Source organism: Vibrio sp. SCSIO 43135 (assembly GCF_023716665.1).
Taxonomy (GTDB): domain Bacteria; phylum Pseudomonadota; class Gammaproteobacteria; order Enterobacterales; family Vibrionaceae; genus Vibrio; species Vibrio paucivorans.
The window spans coordinates 141,337-157,048 of record NZ_CP071860.1 but is presented as its reverse complement, the minus strand read 5'-3'; the positions used below and the strand labels follow the sequence as shown (position 1 = coordinate 157,048).

General features: G+C 45.2%; 16 protein-coding genes. 4 read left to right on the top strand and 12 right to left on the bottom strand.

The annotated features are described in order from the left end of the window. Window positions 1–51: 51 nt before the first annotated feature. The 9 genes from J4N42_RS15120 to J4N42_RS15080 all read right to left on the bottom strand — a co-directional run bounded on the left by J4N42_RS15120 (window position 52) and on the right by J4N42_RS15080 (window position 7,383). Window positions 52–483, bottom strand: coding sequence for a YccF domain-containing protein (locus J4N42_RS15120; protein ID WP_252033059.1), 432 nt, complete (start codon window positions 481–483; stop codon window positions 52–54). Window positions 484–524: 41 nt separating this feature from the next. Beyond that, complete coding sequence (locus tag J4N42_RS15115; protein ID WP_252033057.1) at window positions 525–821, bottom strand: antibiotic biosynthesis monooxygenase family protein; 297 nt, start codon at window positions 819–821, stop codon at window positions 525–527. Between the two features lie 88 nt (window positions 822–909). Continuing rightward, window positions 910–1,611, bottom strand: a complete 702-nt coding sequence (locus J4N42_RS15110) for a sulfite exporter TauE/SafE family protein (RefSeq protein WP_252034162.1) — start codon at window positions 1,609–1,611, stop codon at window positions 910–912. Window positions 1,612–2,088: 477 nt separating this feature from the next. After that, entirely contained in the window at window positions 2,089–4,029 is a 1,941-nt protein-coding gene (locus tag J4N42_RS15105) for a monovalent cation:proton antiporter-2 (CPA2) family protein (protein WP_252034160.1), read from the bottom strand. Beyond that, the gene (locus J4N42_RS15100) at window positions 4,029–4,646 is read right to left on the bottom strand and encodes an NAD(P)H-dependent oxidoreductase (protein WP_252033055.1); all 618 of its coding nucleotides are present in this window, start codon (window positions 4,644–4,646) and stop codon (window positions 4,029–4,031) included. The genes J4N42_RS15105 and J4N42_RS15100 overlap by 1 nt, the downstream gene beginning before the upstream one ends. A gap of 180 nt (window positions 4,647–4,826) precedes the next feature. Beyond that, window positions 4,827–6,038: an MFS transporter gene (locus J4N42_RS15095; protein WP_252033053.1), complete on the bottom strand. Its 1,212-nt coding sequence runs from the start codon at window positions 6,036–6,038 to the stop codon at window positions 4,827–4,829. A gap of 21 nt (window positions 6,039–6,059) precedes the next feature. After that, on the bottom strand, window positions 6,060–6,233 hold the full coding sequence (locus tag J4N42_RS15090) for a hypothetical protein (RefSeq protein WP_252033051.1): 174 nt from the start codon (window positions 6,231–6,233) through the stop codon (window positions 6,060–6,062). A gap of 131 nt (window positions 6,234–6,364) precedes the next feature. After that, window positions 6,365–6,964 carry a glutathione S-transferase N-terminal domain-containing protein gene (locus J4N42_RS15085; protein ID WP_252033049.1) on the bottom strand — a complete coding sequence of 200 codons (600 nt, stop codon included), beginning with the start codon at window positions 6,962–6,964 and terminating at the stop codon, window positions 6,365–6,367. Further along, the gene (locus J4N42_RS15080; protein ID WP_252033047.1) at window positions 6,961–7,383 is read right to left on the bottom strand and encodes a rhodanese-like domain-containing protein; all 423 of its coding nucleotides are present in this window, start codon (window positions 7,381–7,383) and stop codon (window positions 6,961–6,963) included. Before J4N42_RS15080 ends, J4N42_RS15085 begins: the two co-directional genes overlap by 4 nt. A gap of 121 nt (window positions 7,384–7,504) precedes the next feature. Here J4N42_RS15080 and J4N42_RS15075 point away from each other — a divergent pair, with 121 nt between their 5' ends. Together J4N42_RS15075 and J4N42_RS15070 are read left to right on the top strand one after the other, a co-directional pair. Further along, the gene (locus J4N42_RS15075; RefSeq protein WP_252033045.1) at window positions 7,505–8,449 is read left to right on the top strand and encodes a helix-turn-helix domain-containing protein; all 945 of its coding nucleotides are present in this window, start codon (window positions 7,505–7,507) and stop codon (window positions 8,447–8,449) included. Between the two features lie 79 nt (window positions 8,450–8,528). Then, complete coding sequence (locus J4N42_RS15070) at window positions 8,529–9,449, top strand: LysR family transcriptional regulator (protein ID WP_252033043.1); 921 nt, start codon at window positions 8,529–8,531, stop codon at window positions 9,447–9,449. 13 nt (window positions 9,450–9,462) lie between these two features. Here J4N42_RS15070 and J4N42_RS15065 read toward each other — a convergent pair whose 3' ends face one another. After that, entirely contained in the window at window positions 9,463–10,644 is a 1,182-nt protein-coding gene (locus J4N42_RS15065; RefSeq protein ID WP_252033041.1) for an MFS transporter, read from the bottom strand. Between the two features lie 119 nt (window positions 10,645–10,763). Between J4N42_RS15065 and J4N42_RS15060 the strand changes: the two genes are divergently transcribed. Continuing rightward, a complete protein-coding gene (locus J4N42_RS15060; RefSeq protein WP_252033039.1) occupies window positions 10,764–11,744 on the top strand; it encodes an endonuclease/exonuclease/phosphatase family protein in 981 nt (326 codons plus the stop codon). 33 nt (window positions 11,745–11,777) lie between these two features. On the opposite strand, the gene J4N42_RS15055 is transcribed toward J4N42_RS15060, so the two are convergent. Further along, on the bottom strand, window positions 11,778–12,779 hold the full coding sequence (locus J4N42_RS15055) for a phosphotransferase (protein WP_503035473.1): 1,002 nt from the start codon (window positions 12,777–12,779) through the stop codon (window positions 11,778–11,780). A 245-nt stretch (window positions 12,780–13,024) separates the two neighbouring features. On the opposite strand from J4N42_RS15055, the gene J4N42_RS15050 reads away from it, so the two are divergent. Continuing rightward, entirely contained in the window at window positions 13,025–13,759 is a 735-nt protein-coding gene (locus J4N42_RS15050) for a flagellar brake protein (protein ID WP_252033035.1), read from the top strand. Window positions 13,760–13,814: 55 nt separating this feature from the next. On the opposite strand, the gene gltS is transcribed toward J4N42_RS15050, so the two are convergent. After that, the gene (gltS, locus tag J4N42_RS15045) at window positions 13,815–15,041 is read right to left on the bottom strand and encodes a sodium/glutamate symporter (protein WP_252033034.1); all 1,227 of its coding nucleotides are present in this window, start codon (window positions 15,039–15,041) and stop codon (window positions 13,815–13,817) included. Between the last annotated feature and the right edge of the window lie 671 nt (window positions 15,042–15,712).

Genomic DNA, 15,712 nt, shown 5'->3' with positions numbered 1-15,712 from the left:
GCACTGGTCGAAACCAGTGCTTTCGCTTTCAGAGTAAATTTTTCCCGGTAGTTAACGCAGCGAAGAATACCTAGCCATCGCCGCTTCTTCTTTTGACACTATGGTCTTGCCGATTGGCGCCAACGAGATAACCGCGAGTTTCAAATGCTGCAGCGCAAATGGAATACCAATGATGGTAATAAAACACGCAACGGCAGAAAGAATATGACCAATTGCCAACCACAGGCCCGCAAAGACAAACCACACTACGTTACCGACTAACCCAAATGGACTGGTGCCTATGTCCATCTCTTTTGTCAGTTCATCGCGCGATACGGCCTCTTGCCCAAACGGGAAGAAGGAGAAGTTCCCCATCACAAAGCACGCTCTTCCCCACGGGATACCGATGATGCTAATGAAAGCTAATAGTCCGAAGAACCACCACATCAGCCCCATAAAGACGCCGCCAAACAAAAACCAAATAATATTACCAATCGTGCGCATGGTTACTCCTGTTTTAACCCATTCACCATCGGCTGAAACGCTTAGCCCAGTTCTACCTGAGTATAGTGCTCGACCGTTGGAAATGGGTCATAAAAATGATGCAATAATTCCTTCCACTCTTGGTAAGGTTTTGAGCCTCGAAAACCTTCGGTATGGTCTTCTAACGTTTCCCAATTGACCAACAATATATAGCGATTTGGCTGTTCAACACAGCGCTGTAACTGATGGTTAACGTAACCTTTCATGCTTGAAATTATTGCCTGCGCCTTTGCAAAAGCGCGTTCAAACTGTTCTTCTTGAGATGGTTTTACATCCAAGATAGCCACTTCCATTATCATTATCTTTCCTTAACTCAAGATGAACCAAACTCAATCCGTATACACTGGCCCAACATCCTAAACGTGGCTGCAACTCTAGTGAGATGAACTAGCCAAAAAATTGCGCAGCCCCTTGCCATACCGCCGTCAAGCCGCTCACGCTGCATAGTAGTAATGCCCCTATACGGATCTTTTCTTTTGGCAGAGATTGAGTGGTTAGCATAGCGAGCTTGTAGCCAAGCCACGAAGCTGGAATCAAAGGTGTGGTAATCCAGACATGGTGCCAGTTTAGAAAACCAGCGGGCATCTGAATAACCAATGAAATGATTGAGCTGAATACGAAAAAAGCAGATAAATTGCCTCTTAGTTGATTTGCATCTTGATGTTGAAGCAACAAAGCCATTGGTGGGCCACCGATAGCAGAACTAGTACCAAAAAAGCCAGAGAAAAAGCCCGCGACGCCCATGCGTGCAGGGGTAGGCTCAATCCTAAAAGGCAACAGGCTTACCCCGACAGCAAATAGCACTAGGAGCCCAAGCCAAAGAGCCAACATCTCGGTAGACACCATTACAAGCAGTACACCACCAGCTATAGAGCCCGGTATGCGGCCGATAAGCGCCATTTTTAATCCGCCTATGGATACATTCGCGCGGTGCTTTAGAGCATTGAGAACAGAAATAAACAGAGCGACCAAGCAAATGGGAGCAGGTACGTAATCAGGAGATATCAAGAACAATAAAGGCGCAGCGACAATTGCCAGTCCAAAACCAATGGCAGTTTGCACAAACGAGCCAACAAATATCAGCAGCATGGCGATCAATGCTGGTGTGGTAAACCATTCAGACAATTGGAAACCTTTTATTCAAAATGCGAAAGAACTTAGGCCATCATAGAGCATTAAAATAAAAAGAAAATACAATTATTTAACATGATTAAACTATAGGGTCTGTTGACCTTTCGAGCTGATTTTTGCAGCACTTTGTAGGAAATTTATACAAGACAGAGGCTTTGATGTGTAGCTAGCCTACATGAGAAGCCGATAACGCAGTAGAAATGAACCACAAAGGCTGCCCGAAGGGTTCGGTTAAAATCGTTTTATGCTTTGTTGAAGACTATTTGCTTAGAATGACTAGGCTACACAGTCTCCGCCTAGCCTAAAACGATTTTATCTCGAACAAAATTTAACCGCGAAAGATCAACAGACCCTAGTTATCTAAAGAAAAAACGGCGGGCAATCACCCACCGTTCTACTTAGACCTCGCGCTCATTCGAGGATAACTTTCTCCGCTTATTTCGATATAGGTTGTACGTTCTCTTCATCGAAGTCGTCGGCATAGCCTTTCGGCGGCGGCGTCCAACCACGCTCAGAAAGCGCGTGCTTATCGCTGCGGTCTTTACTCATCTGCTCGGCCATATGTTGCTCAAGATGAATAAAGAGTTGGCGATAATTATTATCGAAACGCTCCCCTTCTGCATCATCTTCCCAAGCCGCATAAAGCAAGTCTGATTTCTTCTCTTCAACACGTTTATAGGTCGATTTCTGCTGTTCTACATAGAAAGGGTGTAACCCCATGACTTTCATGGCATGCCCCCCAATCTCCAACGATGAATGGTAGGTTTCAGATTCAATTATATCGGCGCCCGCTTGGCGTAATAGATAACCATGACCACGGTCGAATGCTCGCGCTATCACACTCACGTTCGGGTAGGTATGTTTCACGTACTTCACCAACTCAACGCTGCTTTCTTTGTTATCAAGTGCGATGACAATCGCTTTGGCATGCTCGATACCAGCCGTGTGCAGCAGATCTGGCCGCGTCGCGTCACCGAAGTAGGCTTGGGTACCGACTCGACGCACCACATCAACCTGATTGGCTTGATGATCCAATACCACCGTTTTTATCCCGTTCGATACCAGCAAGCGATTGACGATTTGGCCGAATCGGCCGATGCCCACAATGATCACAGAGCCTTGTTCATCAATGACGTCAGTCTCTCTATCGTTAGAGGTTTCCTCAAATCGAGGCAAAATCACCTTATCAAACAAGATAAATAGGCCTGGGGTGAGGAACATCGATAACGCAACCACCAGCGATAAGGTTTGTGCGATGTCTACAGGTAGTACATGGTTCTGTACGGTAAAGCTCAACAGTACAAAACCAAATTCACCGGCTTGCGCTAGGCTCAACGCAAACAACCAACGATCGCTACCTTTGATTTTGAATGCCATTCCCAATAGGTATAGCACCAAGCCTTTCAACAGCATCACGCCTATGGTTAGGCCGATAATTAAGAAGAACTCGCCGAACAGAATTGAGAAATTGATGCCTGCCCCCACGGTAATGAAGAACAAGCCGAGCAGTAGACCTTTGAACGGATCGATATTCGACTCAAGCTCATGCCTAAATTCACTGTTTGCGAGCACCACACCAGCTAAGAACGTGCCGAGTGCGGGAGAAAGCCCAACTAGGCTCATTAGCGCCGCAATACCAACCACTAGCATCAGTGCTGTGGCTGTGAAGATTTCACGCAAACCAGAGCTCGCAACAAAACGGAACAATGGGCGGCTTAGGTAGTGTCCACCTACAACGACAATAGCAATCGATGCAATAATCACTAAGCCATAAGCCCAACCAGGAAGCCCTGCTACTAAGCTCAATTCTTCATGATGATCCGCGGCACTTGCTGCAGCAGATTGAGCTTGTTCAATCAGTTCCGGCATTGCTAGTAATGGTATGAATGCCAGCATTGGGATCACTGCGATATCTTGGAACAGCAAGACCGAAAAAGCATTTTTCCCCCCTTCAGTTTTGCTCAGTCCTTTTTCATTAAAGGTCTGCAGTACGATAGCCGTAGATGACAGCGCAAAGATGAGGCCAATGGTCAGCGCTAAATTCCACACTAAACCAAATGCCAAACCAATAGCCATAACAGCAGCAGTGGTCCCAGCGACTTGAATTCCCCCGAGTCCCATTAGACGATTTCGCATCGCCCACAGCATTTTAGGTTCGAGTTCCAAACCAACCAAAAAGAGCATCATCACTACACCGAACTCGGCAAAGTGCTGAATAGTTGTCGTTTCTTCCCCGACTAAGCCAATGATTGGGCCAATCACCACCCCAGCGATCAAATACCCTAGTACAGAACCCAATCCAAGCCGCTTAGCGATCGGCACCGCTATAACAGCCGCCACAAGGTAGATAAAGGCTTGTAGAAATACACCTGTCATCATTCTCTCCCTGAAATCAGTTCATCCAAGTAATGTGTCAGCTTTTCAACTTTACTGGCTTTTTTAAGATCGACTCTGTCTTCCACTAATGCCGTAAGTAGCTGCCCCCACTTTTCAACATGCTCGCCGATTCGGTTTTCTTCTAGCGCGGTACGAGAACCAAACAAGGCGAAAGGTGCAAGGTAACGCATACCCGTTAACGATGCCGTTTGCTCTAATGGATGCAGCAACTCTCGAATGGTGAAATGGTTATAGCCTTTCGATTGATACGCTTCCTCTTTGCCACCAGCGGTTGCCGAACAGAAGAAAACTTTGCCTTCGAGAGCATTTCCATCGGTGCCATACGCAAAACCGTATTCCAATACCAAATCCTGCCACTCTTTGAGAATCGCCGGGGTCGAATACCAGTAAAGTGGGAACTGAAAAATGATGACATCATGGTCAACCAAGCGTTGTTGTTCGCGGTCGATATTGATGTTGAAAGTAGGATATTCAGCGTAGAGATCCACTGTGGTGACATTGTCGATGGATTGCGCCGCGTTGAACAAGGATTTGTTCACTTCCGAGCGATGCTGTGAAGGGTGCGCGTACAGCACCAACACTTTTTTATTTGCCATAAGTGCCCTGTAACAAATTGTGTCTAGGTTGAACCTACACTATTGTCGATATTGAGCAATTTCGCAACGCTGAACGAAATTGATTTTGATGGCTATCCGTTTGAGTTCCATAATAAAAAGCCCTCGAACACTGAAGTGGACGAGGGCTTGATATCACTTTTTACAACTTAACTTGTCACTTTAATTAACCATTGCCAAGCGTTGTACAGGTTTATCGTTGATAGGTAAATGGATTAAAGCTGCGGCAAAGGCCAATACTACCGTCGACCACCAGATTGGCTCATAAGAGCCATAGTAATCGTAAATACGACCGCCTGCCCACGCGCCTAAGAAGCTTCCCACTTGGTGAGTAAAGAACACCAAGCCATACAAAGTAGAAAGATACTTCGCACCAAAGATTTGGCGAACTAAACCGGAAGTCAAAGGTACGGTTCCTAACCAGCAAAAACCAATCGCACCACCAAATATCGCGGCCGTGCTCTCTGTTACAGGCAAAGTAACGAACGCGCCGATGACTAATGTTCGCATCAGATACAGCGCAGACATCACGTGTCGCTTACTGAAACGGTCGCCCATCACACCCCAGAAATAGGAACCAAAGATATTGAAGATTCCTACGTATGCTAATGCCATTGCCGCACTCGAGGCCGGTAAATGTTTATCTGCCAAGTAACTGGGTAGGTGGGTGGCGATAAACATGACATGGAAACCGCACACAAAGAAGCCAATGTGAATCAGCCAATAGCCACGATGTGAGAAAGCCTCAGTTAACGCTTGCTTAAGCGTTTGCGATTGTTCGGCATGATTGCTTTGCTCCGTAGTACTTGATTTAGCCGTGCGCATAAATAGCGCAAACGCCACCATCAAGGTACACAGCATCGCAAACCCTTGCAGCGCACCTTGCCAACCAAACTCAGTCATTAACGTTTGAGCACCCGGGATCATTGCAAACATACCGAATGATCCAGCAGCAGTCGTCAGACCAAACGCTTTAGCAGCATGCTCGGCAGGCACAACTTTCGCGACAGCGCCGAGCACGATGACATAGCTAGTCGCACTCAAACCTAAGCCAACCAATACGCCCAACGACAAATACAGCATACTTGGCTCGGTTGCGATGGAAGTGAGATACAACCCTAACGCATAAGAAACAGCGCCTAGAATAATGATTCGCTTCGCCCCCCATTTGTCTGCAGCCATACCAACAAAAGGTTGAAACACGCCAAACAGTAAGTTTTGTAGTGCAATCGCAAAACTAAAAAACTCACGGCCAGTACCAAAAAAGTCCGACACTGGCATCATAAAAATGCCAAATGACTGCCTGATACCAAGGCAAATAACCAGAATGCCTATCCCTAGCCACACCAGAAGTGGAAATCGAAAAATGCTCATAAATAATCTTAATATCGAAAGTTAGTGATGGTGATGCGAATGGTCCATGTCACCACTCGTTTGGTGACAACCACTGTTCACAGCTTGCTCTGCCAGTACTCTAAGCAACGCGGGAGAGTGGTGAACAATCACCAGCGACAACGCAAGCAACACCGTCATTCTCATGATTTGAGCAAAAAGAGATTGTGAAAACATAGCGCTCACTCAATAGATGATTAAATCGGTTAGTAAAACGAAAGCGCGCAGTGTAGTGACGCGCTAACTATGAATCCAATGACTTTTAGTCACGAAGGTTATGCATAAAACACATAGATTTTAAAAGGAGATCAAACTTTCTCTCGCCAAGTATGAGCTAACGCCATCGCTTCTTTGAGCAATGACCATTCCAGCAACTGATTTTGGTACCGTCCTGCCACACCATCAAACTGAATACCATAGCTACGCAAGCGATAGGCTAGTACCGCATAAAAGCAGTCTACAGCGCCAGCCTCTTCATACATAAATGGCAAGGTTGCCATTGAGAATATGGTTTTGACTCGATCCACCTCTTTCGCAAGTTGCTCGTTAATAATCACAGGCTCTGGTGTATCGAAAGTAAACGGGCATTGTGAGCGGAGTTGAAAAAAGCCTGAATGCAGCTCGGCGCAAAGGCTTCTTGCTACCGCTCTTTGTGCCAGATTGGGCGGATATAAACAGCCTGGGCTTAACTCGTTGAGATACTCGCTGATCGCCAAAGAGTCATGAATGTGCAGTTCTCCATCTTCAAGAACCGGTACTAAAGCAGAAGGAGATAGCTCGGCTAAATACGATTTAGCTTCTGGCTTAGACAAGTCGAGCACCTGTAAGTCAACGCTTTGGTTGCTCAACCGAGCGCAAAGCCAAGCTCTCAATGACCATGTTGAATCGATTCCCACCAACATTTTCATACGATTTCTCCTTGATCTAGAGACTCCAATACTTTCAATGTAAAGCCCTCGTCTAACCAGCCAGTAACACCGCCAATCATTTTCTTAACTGGCCAGCCCAATTTCGCTAGTCGAATCGCAGCCTTCTCTGTTCCATTGCAGTGCGGCCCTGCGCAGTAGACAACAAACAACGTGTCTTTAGGGAAATGCGCCAAACTCTTTTCGTTTAGTCTTGGATGTGGAATGTTGATCGCCCCATTGATATGGCCCGCAGCGAACATATCTTGTCCCCTAACATCCACCAACACAAAGTCTTGCAGCCCATTGCTAAGAGCATGATGCACATCCCAGCAGTCGGTCTCAAACTTCAAAAGTGATTCAAAATGATGTAGCGCCTCAGCGCTGCTTGCGGCTGGAACTCTTGATACGGCACTTGTCATAACACCCTCCTTGTTATTTTTACCCTTCCATTCTGTCTCACTGTTTAAATATTAAACACTGGCGCAAAAGACAAGTATCGATAATAATCAGCCAAACCTTTAAAGATTAAAAGGATAGAGCATGATCAAAGTCGCCATCCTCGCCCACCCTCATGTGTCACTGTTTGAGTTAGCTTGTGCAGTTGAACTTTTCGCACTGCCAAGGCCGGAGTTTAACCCTTGGTACCAAACCGATATCGTCAACTTCGAAAACACTGTCATTACCACGACTGGAGGAATAGGGTTGATGACTCAACATACCGACTCGATTGAGGATTACGATCTGCTGATTGTTCCCAGTTGGCCGACCAAACCTTCACAGGTTCCGGACTTGGTAAGGCAACAGGTCACTTCTTTTGATAACAATGGAAAGCGTATCCTCTCGTTTTGTTCTGGTGCCTTTCTGCTTGCAGAACTAGGGCTACTTGATGGAAAAAGAGCGACTACACACTGGAAGTTTGAGTCCACTTTTAGAGAGCGATTCCCACACGTCGATTATGCCGCCAATGTACTTTATGTATTTGATGGAAAGATAGGTTGCTCTGCGGGCAGTGCTGCTGGTTTAGACCTTGGATTAGCCGTGATCCGCAGTGATTTCGGCTACCAAATCGCAAACCAAGTAGCGAAAAGGCTAGTTGTGTCTGCGCATCGCTCAGGCGGGCAATCTCAATTTGTCGAATCACCGATTTTGGAAGTCCCGAATCAGTTTTCCCAGGCAGTTGAATGGGCACACGCCAATATTACCCAGGCCATCGGTATCGACGACCTTGCGTGCAAAGCCAATATGTCACGCAGAACATTCGATCGGAAGTTTCGCTCTAGCTTTAACTTATCGCCCAAGGAATGGCTGATACATCAACGTATTGAACGAGCAAAAGCAATTCTCGAATCTGAACAAGTCGATATGGAAAGACTCGCCCAACAGGCTGGCTTTGACACCGCCGTTACCATGCGCCATCACTTTAGGAGGCTTATCGGCGTGTCACCAAAGCAATATCAACAACAATTTGCACAAAAGTTGGAATAGTCTGTATTCCAAAACAGCCTCTTACGAACCGTTACACTTTGTCAGAATATTCATACATTCACTGTGTAGCGAGGGGTCGATGGCGAGAAACTTATACGACAATTTAGACTTAAACCTTTTAAGAGTCTTCTTCGTACTGTTCCAAGAAAAGAACACTCGTAAGGCGGCAGAAAGGCTGTTCGTCACTCAGCCGGCTGTAAGCAAATCACTGACTAAACTCCGCCAAACCTTCGACGATGAGCTGTTTGTAAAGCACAGCAAAGGTATCGCCCCAACCCCTTATGCCGAAGATTTGTATCAGTCTTTACGTCCTTTGATGTTCGATCTTGAACACACCCTTAACAGCAAAGAAGATTTCAACCCCGCCAATCTGGATGAACAAATCGTCATCGCGATCTCTCCATTCTTGATGAGCGCCCTCGCGACCAACATCTACACTGAAATCCGTAAACAGGCGCCAAATGTATCGGTGCTGTTCCAGTCTTGGAATCAGGATACTCAATCAGAGATCGAGAGCGGGAAAGTCTGTTTTGGCATCAGCTACGACTTCCATGTTCCAGTGCACAAATCCCTGTATTCAACAAAAATCGCTCAGGATAGATTTAGAATTGTTTGCCGCGAAGACCACCCTCACAAGGGAGAAACGATTTCTCCGTTAGAAGCGACCAAATACCCAGTAGGTACAATACTGGCGCCGAACTGGAACTACTATAAGCCGGCGGCGGAAATTTTGGCTGATAGCCTAGGTATCAAATTTAACATCGTATTACGTTCTGAGTTTCCTTCCGTATTGTTGGAAGCGGTAAGAACCAGCGACATGATGGCCGCTGTCTCTAAGTTCTCGGACTATGAATTTGTGAATGGCATTAAACTGTTAGAGTTCGACTGGGATCACCCACTCGAAACCCCCGATATTTACAGCTACTACCACTATAAGAACCACAACACTCAAAAAACCCAATGGTTAGCGAGCATTTTAAAGCGAGTGATGCCTGATTAGACTGTGAAATCGGTTAGTTCCAGCGAAGAATTCGCACTTCGTTGCCTTCCTGTGGTTTATGCGGGATATTGAACGACAACAATAACGACACCGCTGCCATTGCTGCGCCAATATAGAAAACCAATGCTGGCGAAGTAAGCCAAATAACGCCAAAGATCACCGGAATAACTACTGCGGCGATATGGTTAATCGTAAACGCAACACCAGCCGTCGAGGCCATATCAGCTGGGTCGGCAATTTTCTGGAAGTACGTTTTGATCGCTAATGCTAATGCGAAGAAAAGATGATCAATGATGTAAAGCGCTGCGGCCCATTCTGCTGTTTGTACAAACGCATAACCTACGAAAACGAAGATTAGCCCAACGTATTCGAATATGAGAGCTTTGCGCTCACCTACCACACCAATGAATTTACCGATGCGCTTAGCAAATAAGAAGTTAAACAGGTAGTTAACCAAGAACAACAGTGTAATATCTGCTGCTGAATAACCGAACTTTTCAACCATCAAAAAGCCAGCAAAAACGGTAAAGATCTGTCTTCTTGCACCACTCATAAACGTCAATGCGTAATAGAGCCAATAGCGCTTTCTTAAGAACAGTTTCTTGTTTTGCTGCGTTTCAGTTTTAAACTCTGGAAATGCAAAAGCAATCCATAACACCAGCACAAACCCTATACCACCAGTGATTGAGTAAACCCAAACGTAGTCTAGCTTAATTTGCTCCAGCATCACCCACAGTGCGCCATAGGTAAGCAGCGAAGCCAATGCGCCTACCGATATCAGCTTGCCCAGCATTTCTGGCGCCTCTTCTTTACTTAGCCATTGCAATGAAAGCGACTGCTTCAATGTTTCGAAGTAGTGAAAACCGGTCGACATTAATAACGTGGTAAGCAGTAAACCAAACAAGCTAGGGAAAAAGCCTGTGATTGCGGTACCAAGTGTCAACATCGCCAGTGCAATTAACATGAATCGCTGTTCGCGAATGAACAGCAAAACAAACACCGCAGTGAATGCTAAGAAGCCAGGAATCTCACGCACACTTTGAAGCAAACCAATATCCGCGCCATCAAAATTCGCCTTTTCAATCACGAAATTATTCAGCAATGCCATCCAACTAGAAAACGCAATGGGCACTATGATGGAGATGATAAGTAAAAAGTTCTGAGGTGTTTTCCAGCTGGCTGATTGGGCAGACATCCGATATTCCTTGTCGCGGTATTCCCTAGAGGCGCTAAATAAGTTCGGCGAAATCGAACTGTGATTTAACACCAAATTGATCGTATTCTTAGTGTAAGACAAATACTAAGGACGATTGAGTGCTTTCTAAACTCGACTCTATCACGATATCTACGTTTAATCTGTTCAATTATTTGGCTCCGCCAAATGCATTCTATGATTTTGCCAACATCTATACCGAGCAAGAGTGGCAACAAAAAAAAGACTGGATAAGTAACGCCATTACTCGGCTCAATTCTGACGTCATCGCCTTTCAAGAAGTCTTCAGTGTTGATGAGTTACAGCAGCAAATGCTTGAACTGGGTTATCCTTACTTTGTTAACGTAGATACACCTCACGCGGAAGATTACATCTATTCTCACCCAGTACTGGCCATTGCCTCTCGCTTTCCCATTATAGAATGCGCTGGAGTCGGGTCTTGCTACCCAACTCCAGATACCGCATTCGAATACAATCGCAAGCCTATTCACGCGGTTATCGAACTACCATTGATTGGGCTATGTGACATATACGTTGTTCACTTTAAGTCGCAGCGACCCGCCGATACGGATGACACGCCAAAACCTCTGACCGAACTTTGGCATCAGGAAAACATCGGACGTTGGAAATCAACCATGCAAAGGGGGCTGGAAGCACATCTACTGCACCAATCTATTGTCGATAATAAAAAGCGACATGACCGACCATGTATTATGCTGGGCGACTTTAATAAGCCAATTACCGCCGAAGAGTTCGCAGGTTTAATGTCACAGCAGATATTTCGCCAAGAAGATTCTCATCTGCTGCTTTCACCCTTTCATCTCTATGATGCTTGGGAGCTTTATTCTGCAGACGGCGCAGTCAGCCGACCCTATACTCATTACATGGGAGCGAAAGGTTCAGTATTGGATTACATCTTACTCTCAGCAGAGTTTGCGCCCGCCGCGTTTAATCCCAAAGCCAAAGTGAGTGATTATTTTGTGTTGGACTCTCACCTTATCAATCCTATCTTTGAGCAAGATAAACAGTGCAGCGACCATGCAGTGGTTAGTGTGCAGCTAACAGCCTTGGGAAATGCATAGATAGCCCCACACCAAATGAAAAGAGAGGTCAGGTCACCTCTCTTGTTTGATCTGCTCTAACGCTCGCTCTTTGAGGGATTCCGTATACGGATTGATCTTCCAGTGCTCGGGGCTCCAACCTTTTACGAAACGCTGAAAGTCGGCCCACGCAACGCAAAATAATGGTCGCCACGATGCAATGACAAGCTCACTATCTAGGTGTGGCTGATACATTGCCAACGCATCATTAAGATAGGAAAAGTAAATGTCGAGCAACTCTGATTCACGCTCAAAACACTTTTCATAAGGCACAGCACTACTGATAAACAATGCCACATCTTTCATGGCGCAGCCTCTGCCCACATATTGAAAATCCACAGCAGCTGCTTTTATTTGCTCACCGTCACTGGTTTGCTCGCTTTCACCTATTCTCGCGTCGCTAAAACAAAAATTCGCCAGCTTTGCGTCCCCATGAACCAGCGTTTGATACGGCGCTTGATTGAGCAAGTCATCAATCTGCTCAGCCGCTTGTTTTAGTGGTAAATCACGCAGCTTTGCTAACTCATCAGGCCGGGTCTGCAAATGCCAGTAAGTCCCAGACTCCCACAACCCTTCTCCATGGTGAGAGATATGCTGTGCATGAAAATGCGCTAACCATTTAAGGCAAGGTCTTATATACACTGGATCTACATGTTCTGGATCGGCGTTGCCCAGTGTATTAGGAAAACCAAGTTGCTTAAGATCTTCCATCACAAGCGTTAGCTCACCTTCAATTTCGCCTACAAAAATAGGCTTAGGGACTACGCATTCTGAGCTACACGCTGCGGCAAAGTCGCGATACCAGCTTGCTTCAACTTGATAAGAGCGTAGCTTGCGATTATGTGAACGTGCAGTGTTCCAGCCTCTAGGATGGTCGTTTTTTTCAGGCAAGCGAATATGTTTCACAATCAGTGAGCTCTCGCCATTGGATACACGAACCAACTCACCATAACCGCCCCAAAGTGACTGAATAACTTCACTCTGATCAATGCTGTGCCACCCTAGTTGAACCAACAACGCAACACTATCTTTATCCACTACACTCTCCTATCCACCACATTCGTGCCTACACCCCAAAGCTGCATTTTTGGTCAAAACCACCATAAGCCTGAATCAACATCACGCTATTTCAGTTATCTTTTGTTAATTTTTGATAGATAACTCAAATAAATCAGCGAGCATCAGTTTGAATAATTGGTGGGTCAAACTTAAAATCCTAGTTCTAACAAATATAATAATCGCAAGCACATAGGACGGCTTAAATGAACACCCAAACAGTGGTTGCAAAAGAATCGAAGGGTCAAACACAGTCCCGACAAACAGTTTCAACCATCAACAGTACCGACGCTCTCAACATGGTTGAACATAGCAGCGAACTCTCCATCAGCGTCACTACCCCTGTCGGCACCAAGTTCCAATGCAAAACCGCTTTCATTGGTACCCACGGGAAAAACCTTATCCTGATTGAAGTGCCCAAAATATCAGATGACGATCTAAATTTCTTCTTCCAAGAAGGATTCTGGTTGAACGTGAAAGCCATTTCACCACGCGGTGAAGGTGCAATGATCCACTTCCGCAGTCAATTGGTCCATTATATTCGCGAACCTATCGCTATGGTTGCGATATCAATACCCAATACAATGCAAGTAACACAGCTGCGTAAAGAACCTAGGTACGATGTGAACTTACCGGGCAAGGTCGTCGCTAATACTCATAAGGGAGACTGTGAAGTTCGAGATCTTTCAAAGGGAGGCTGTCGTTTCATCACTCCACCACTAAGCAGGCCTTTTCAAGTAGGCGACACCATTACCATAGACTTGGCGGCTGCGACCCGAGATAAAACACCATTGGCGCCATTAGTAGGAAAAATCTGCAACTTGCAACGTTCGCTGCACTACGCGCGCTATGGTTTAGAGTTTGATGAAAGAGGCAAAGAAAACGCGAAAGCTCTGTTGTCTCAACTGAAATTCAACGGCACAAAACTCATGCTCAAATAAAAAAGGCTCTGCAATGCAGAGCCTTTTTTATCAATCAGATATCTGTCACGAAGTACTAGCCAATAAAAGTAATGTAGCTTTGCAAGATGATCAGGTTAACGATATCAATGAAGAAAGCACCTACGATTGGAACTACCATGAACGCTTGAGGCGATGGACCAAACTTATTGACTAACGATCCCATGTTCATTACAGCGGTAGGCGTTGCGCCTAAGCCGAAACCACAGTGACCACCAGAAATGACGGCAGCGTCGTAGTTAGACCCCATCACCTTGAAAGTAACGAAGTACGCAAACAAGCCAAGTACCACAGATTGCACCGCTAGAATCACTAAGAATGGAATGGCTAGATCGAAGATATTCCATAATCTTAAGCTCATTAATGCCATTGCTAAGAACAGAGACAGGGATACTGTACCTAGAATATCCACCGTTTCGGTATCCACTTTGTGCACCTTGGTCACTTCCATCACGTTGGTGATGAACACACCAATAAATAGCGCGTAAACAAAATCTGGGATCATCAACCATTTGATTTCAAAGCTACTTACCCACGATTCTAGGTATTGAGCACCAGTCACACAGATAAGCAAAATAAATAGTACTTCAATCACTTTTTTTGCGGTGACTTTGTCTTCTTCATACTCATTGTAAGTAACAACTTCTGGGAATTTTTGGTGGGTTTGAGTGCCACGCCCATACTCAGATTCGAAGTTGTTCTTCTCAATCAGCTTTTGCGCAACCGGACTACCGATGATACCACCGATAATCAAACCGAAGGTGGCAGATGCCATCGCGATTTCGAGCGTGTTTGATAGACCATAGCTGTCGTTGAAGGTTTGAGCCCATGCAGCACCAGTGCCGTGACCACCAGAAAGCGTAATGGAACCTGCAATCAAGCCCATTAGAGGGTCTAACCCAAGCGCAGTAGCCAAAGACACACCCACTCCATTTTGAATGATGATATATACGGAAGCGACCGCAAGGAAGATAAAGACCTTCGCACCACCTTTCATTAACTGGGTGTAGTTAGCAGCTAACCCGACGGTACTAAAGAACATCAACATAAACGTGTTCTGTAGTGGCAACGAGAATTCTAAATTTACGCCATTGAAGTGCATGAACGTAATGATACACGCTACTATCAGGCCGCCAACAATCGGCTCTGGGATATTAAACTTTTTAAGAATAGGCAGTCTAGCGTTTACGAAGTGACCAAGAAACAAAACGCCGATAGCGATTAAGAAAGATTCTAGCGGTCCAACCGAAATTAATTGATTCATATAACCTCTTTTATTGTCGCACTCATCTTCCTTAACGAGCTAGAGAACCATTAACGAAAAAGATAGTCTCTTTTTGTTAATTTTTCTCAGGAATTTAGGAATTTCCTATAGCTAAGATCCTTCTTATCGATGCCTCTTGGCATCATTGATTGACACTTTAACTGGTTAAAAAATAACCATAAATTTAGACGGAAGCGGCTATTATTAAAGATAAACTGCGCAATTGTCGAGTTTTACGGGTCAATTCACTCCATACGATCTGTAAATCGTCGTGCACTTCAAAATCTGAAAAATAAAGCGAAGATAAGTCAAACTCTGCAGTTGACCTGCGCTGTTTGTAGGAATTTTGGGCAAAAAAAAAACCAACCGTAGATTACGATTGGCTATGTATTTATATACATTGTGAACAAAATTATTCACTAACAACGTCAGTTGGCTAGGTGACCCTCGGCTTAAGAAGGGTCAATTTGTATATAGCAGGATGCGTGCCAACTTTAAAACCATAATTTTTGCGGTAGATTCAACAGAAATAGACCAAATCCACATTGAGATTTGCATATTGCAAATGCACTATGCAAATAAATGCAAAATACCACTCAACTAGTTTCTTATTATTCGTTTTATTATTAGCCTGATTGATAGTTTTGCCATCACAGCACGTGGAGACAGCG

What these genes read in the sequence shown, in the direction of transcription:
- J4N42_RS15090 (WP_252033051.1), bottom strand. Translation starts at nt 6,233, where the DNA reads ATGTTTTCACAATCTCTTTTTGCTCAAATCATGAGAATGACGGTGTTG.
- J4N42_RS15110 (WP_252034162.1), bottom strand. Translation starts at nt 1,611, where the DNA reads ATGCTGCTGATATTTGTTGGCTCGTTTGTGCAAACTGCCATTGGTTTT.
- J4N42_RS15050 (WP_252033035.1), top strand. Translation starts at nt 13,025, where the DNA reads ATGAACACCCAAACAGTGGTTGCAAAAGAATCGAAGGGTCAAACACAG.
- J4N42_RS15105 (WP_252034160.1), bottom strand. Translation starts at nt 4,029, where the DNA reads ATGACAGGTGTATTTCTACAAGCCTTTATCTACCTTGTGGCGGCTGTT.
- J4N42_RS15085 (WP_252033049.1), bottom strand. Translation starts at nt 6,964, where the DNA reads ATGAAAATGTTGGTGGGAATCGATTCAACATGGTCATTGAGAGCTTGG.
- J4N42_RS15075 (WP_252033045.1), top strand. Translation starts at nt 7,505, where the DNA reads ATGATCAAAGTCGCCATCCTCGCCCACCCTCATGTGTCACTGTTTGAG.
- J4N42_RS15070 (WP_252033043.1), top strand. Translation starts at nt 8,529, where the DNA reads ATGGCGAGAAACTTATACGACAATTTAGACTTAAACCTTTTAAGAGTC.
- J4N42_RS15115 (WP_252033057.1), bottom strand. Translation starts at nt 821, where the DNA reads ATGATAATGGAAGTGGCTATCTTGGATGTAAAACCATCTCAAGAAGAA.
- J4N42_RS15065 (WP_252033041.1), bottom strand. Translation starts at nt 10,644, where the DNA reads ATGTCTGCCCAATCAGCCAGCTGGAAAACACCTCAGAACTTTTTACTT.
- gltS (WP_252033034.1), bottom strand. Translation starts at nt 15,041, where the DNA reads ATGAATCAATTAATTTCGGTTGGACCGCTAGAATCTTTCTTAATCGCT.
- J4N42_RS15120 (WP_252033059.1), bottom strand. Translation starts at nt 483, where the DNA reads ATGCGCACGATTGGTAATATTATTTGGTTTTTGTTTGGCGGCGTCTTT.
- J4N42_RS15080 (WP_252033047.1), bottom strand. Translation starts at nt 7,383, where the DNA reads ATGACAAGTGCCGTATCAAGAGTTCCAGCCGCAAGCAGCGCTGAGGCG.
- J4N42_RS15100 (WP_252033055.1), bottom strand. Translation starts at nt 4,646, where the DNA reads ATGGCAAATAAAAAAGTGTTGGTGCTGTACGCGCACCCTTCACAGCAT.
- J4N42_RS15095 (WP_252033053.1), bottom strand. Translation starts at nt 6,038, where the DNA reads ATGAGCATTTTTCGATTTCCACTTCTGGTGTGGCTAGGGATAGGCATT.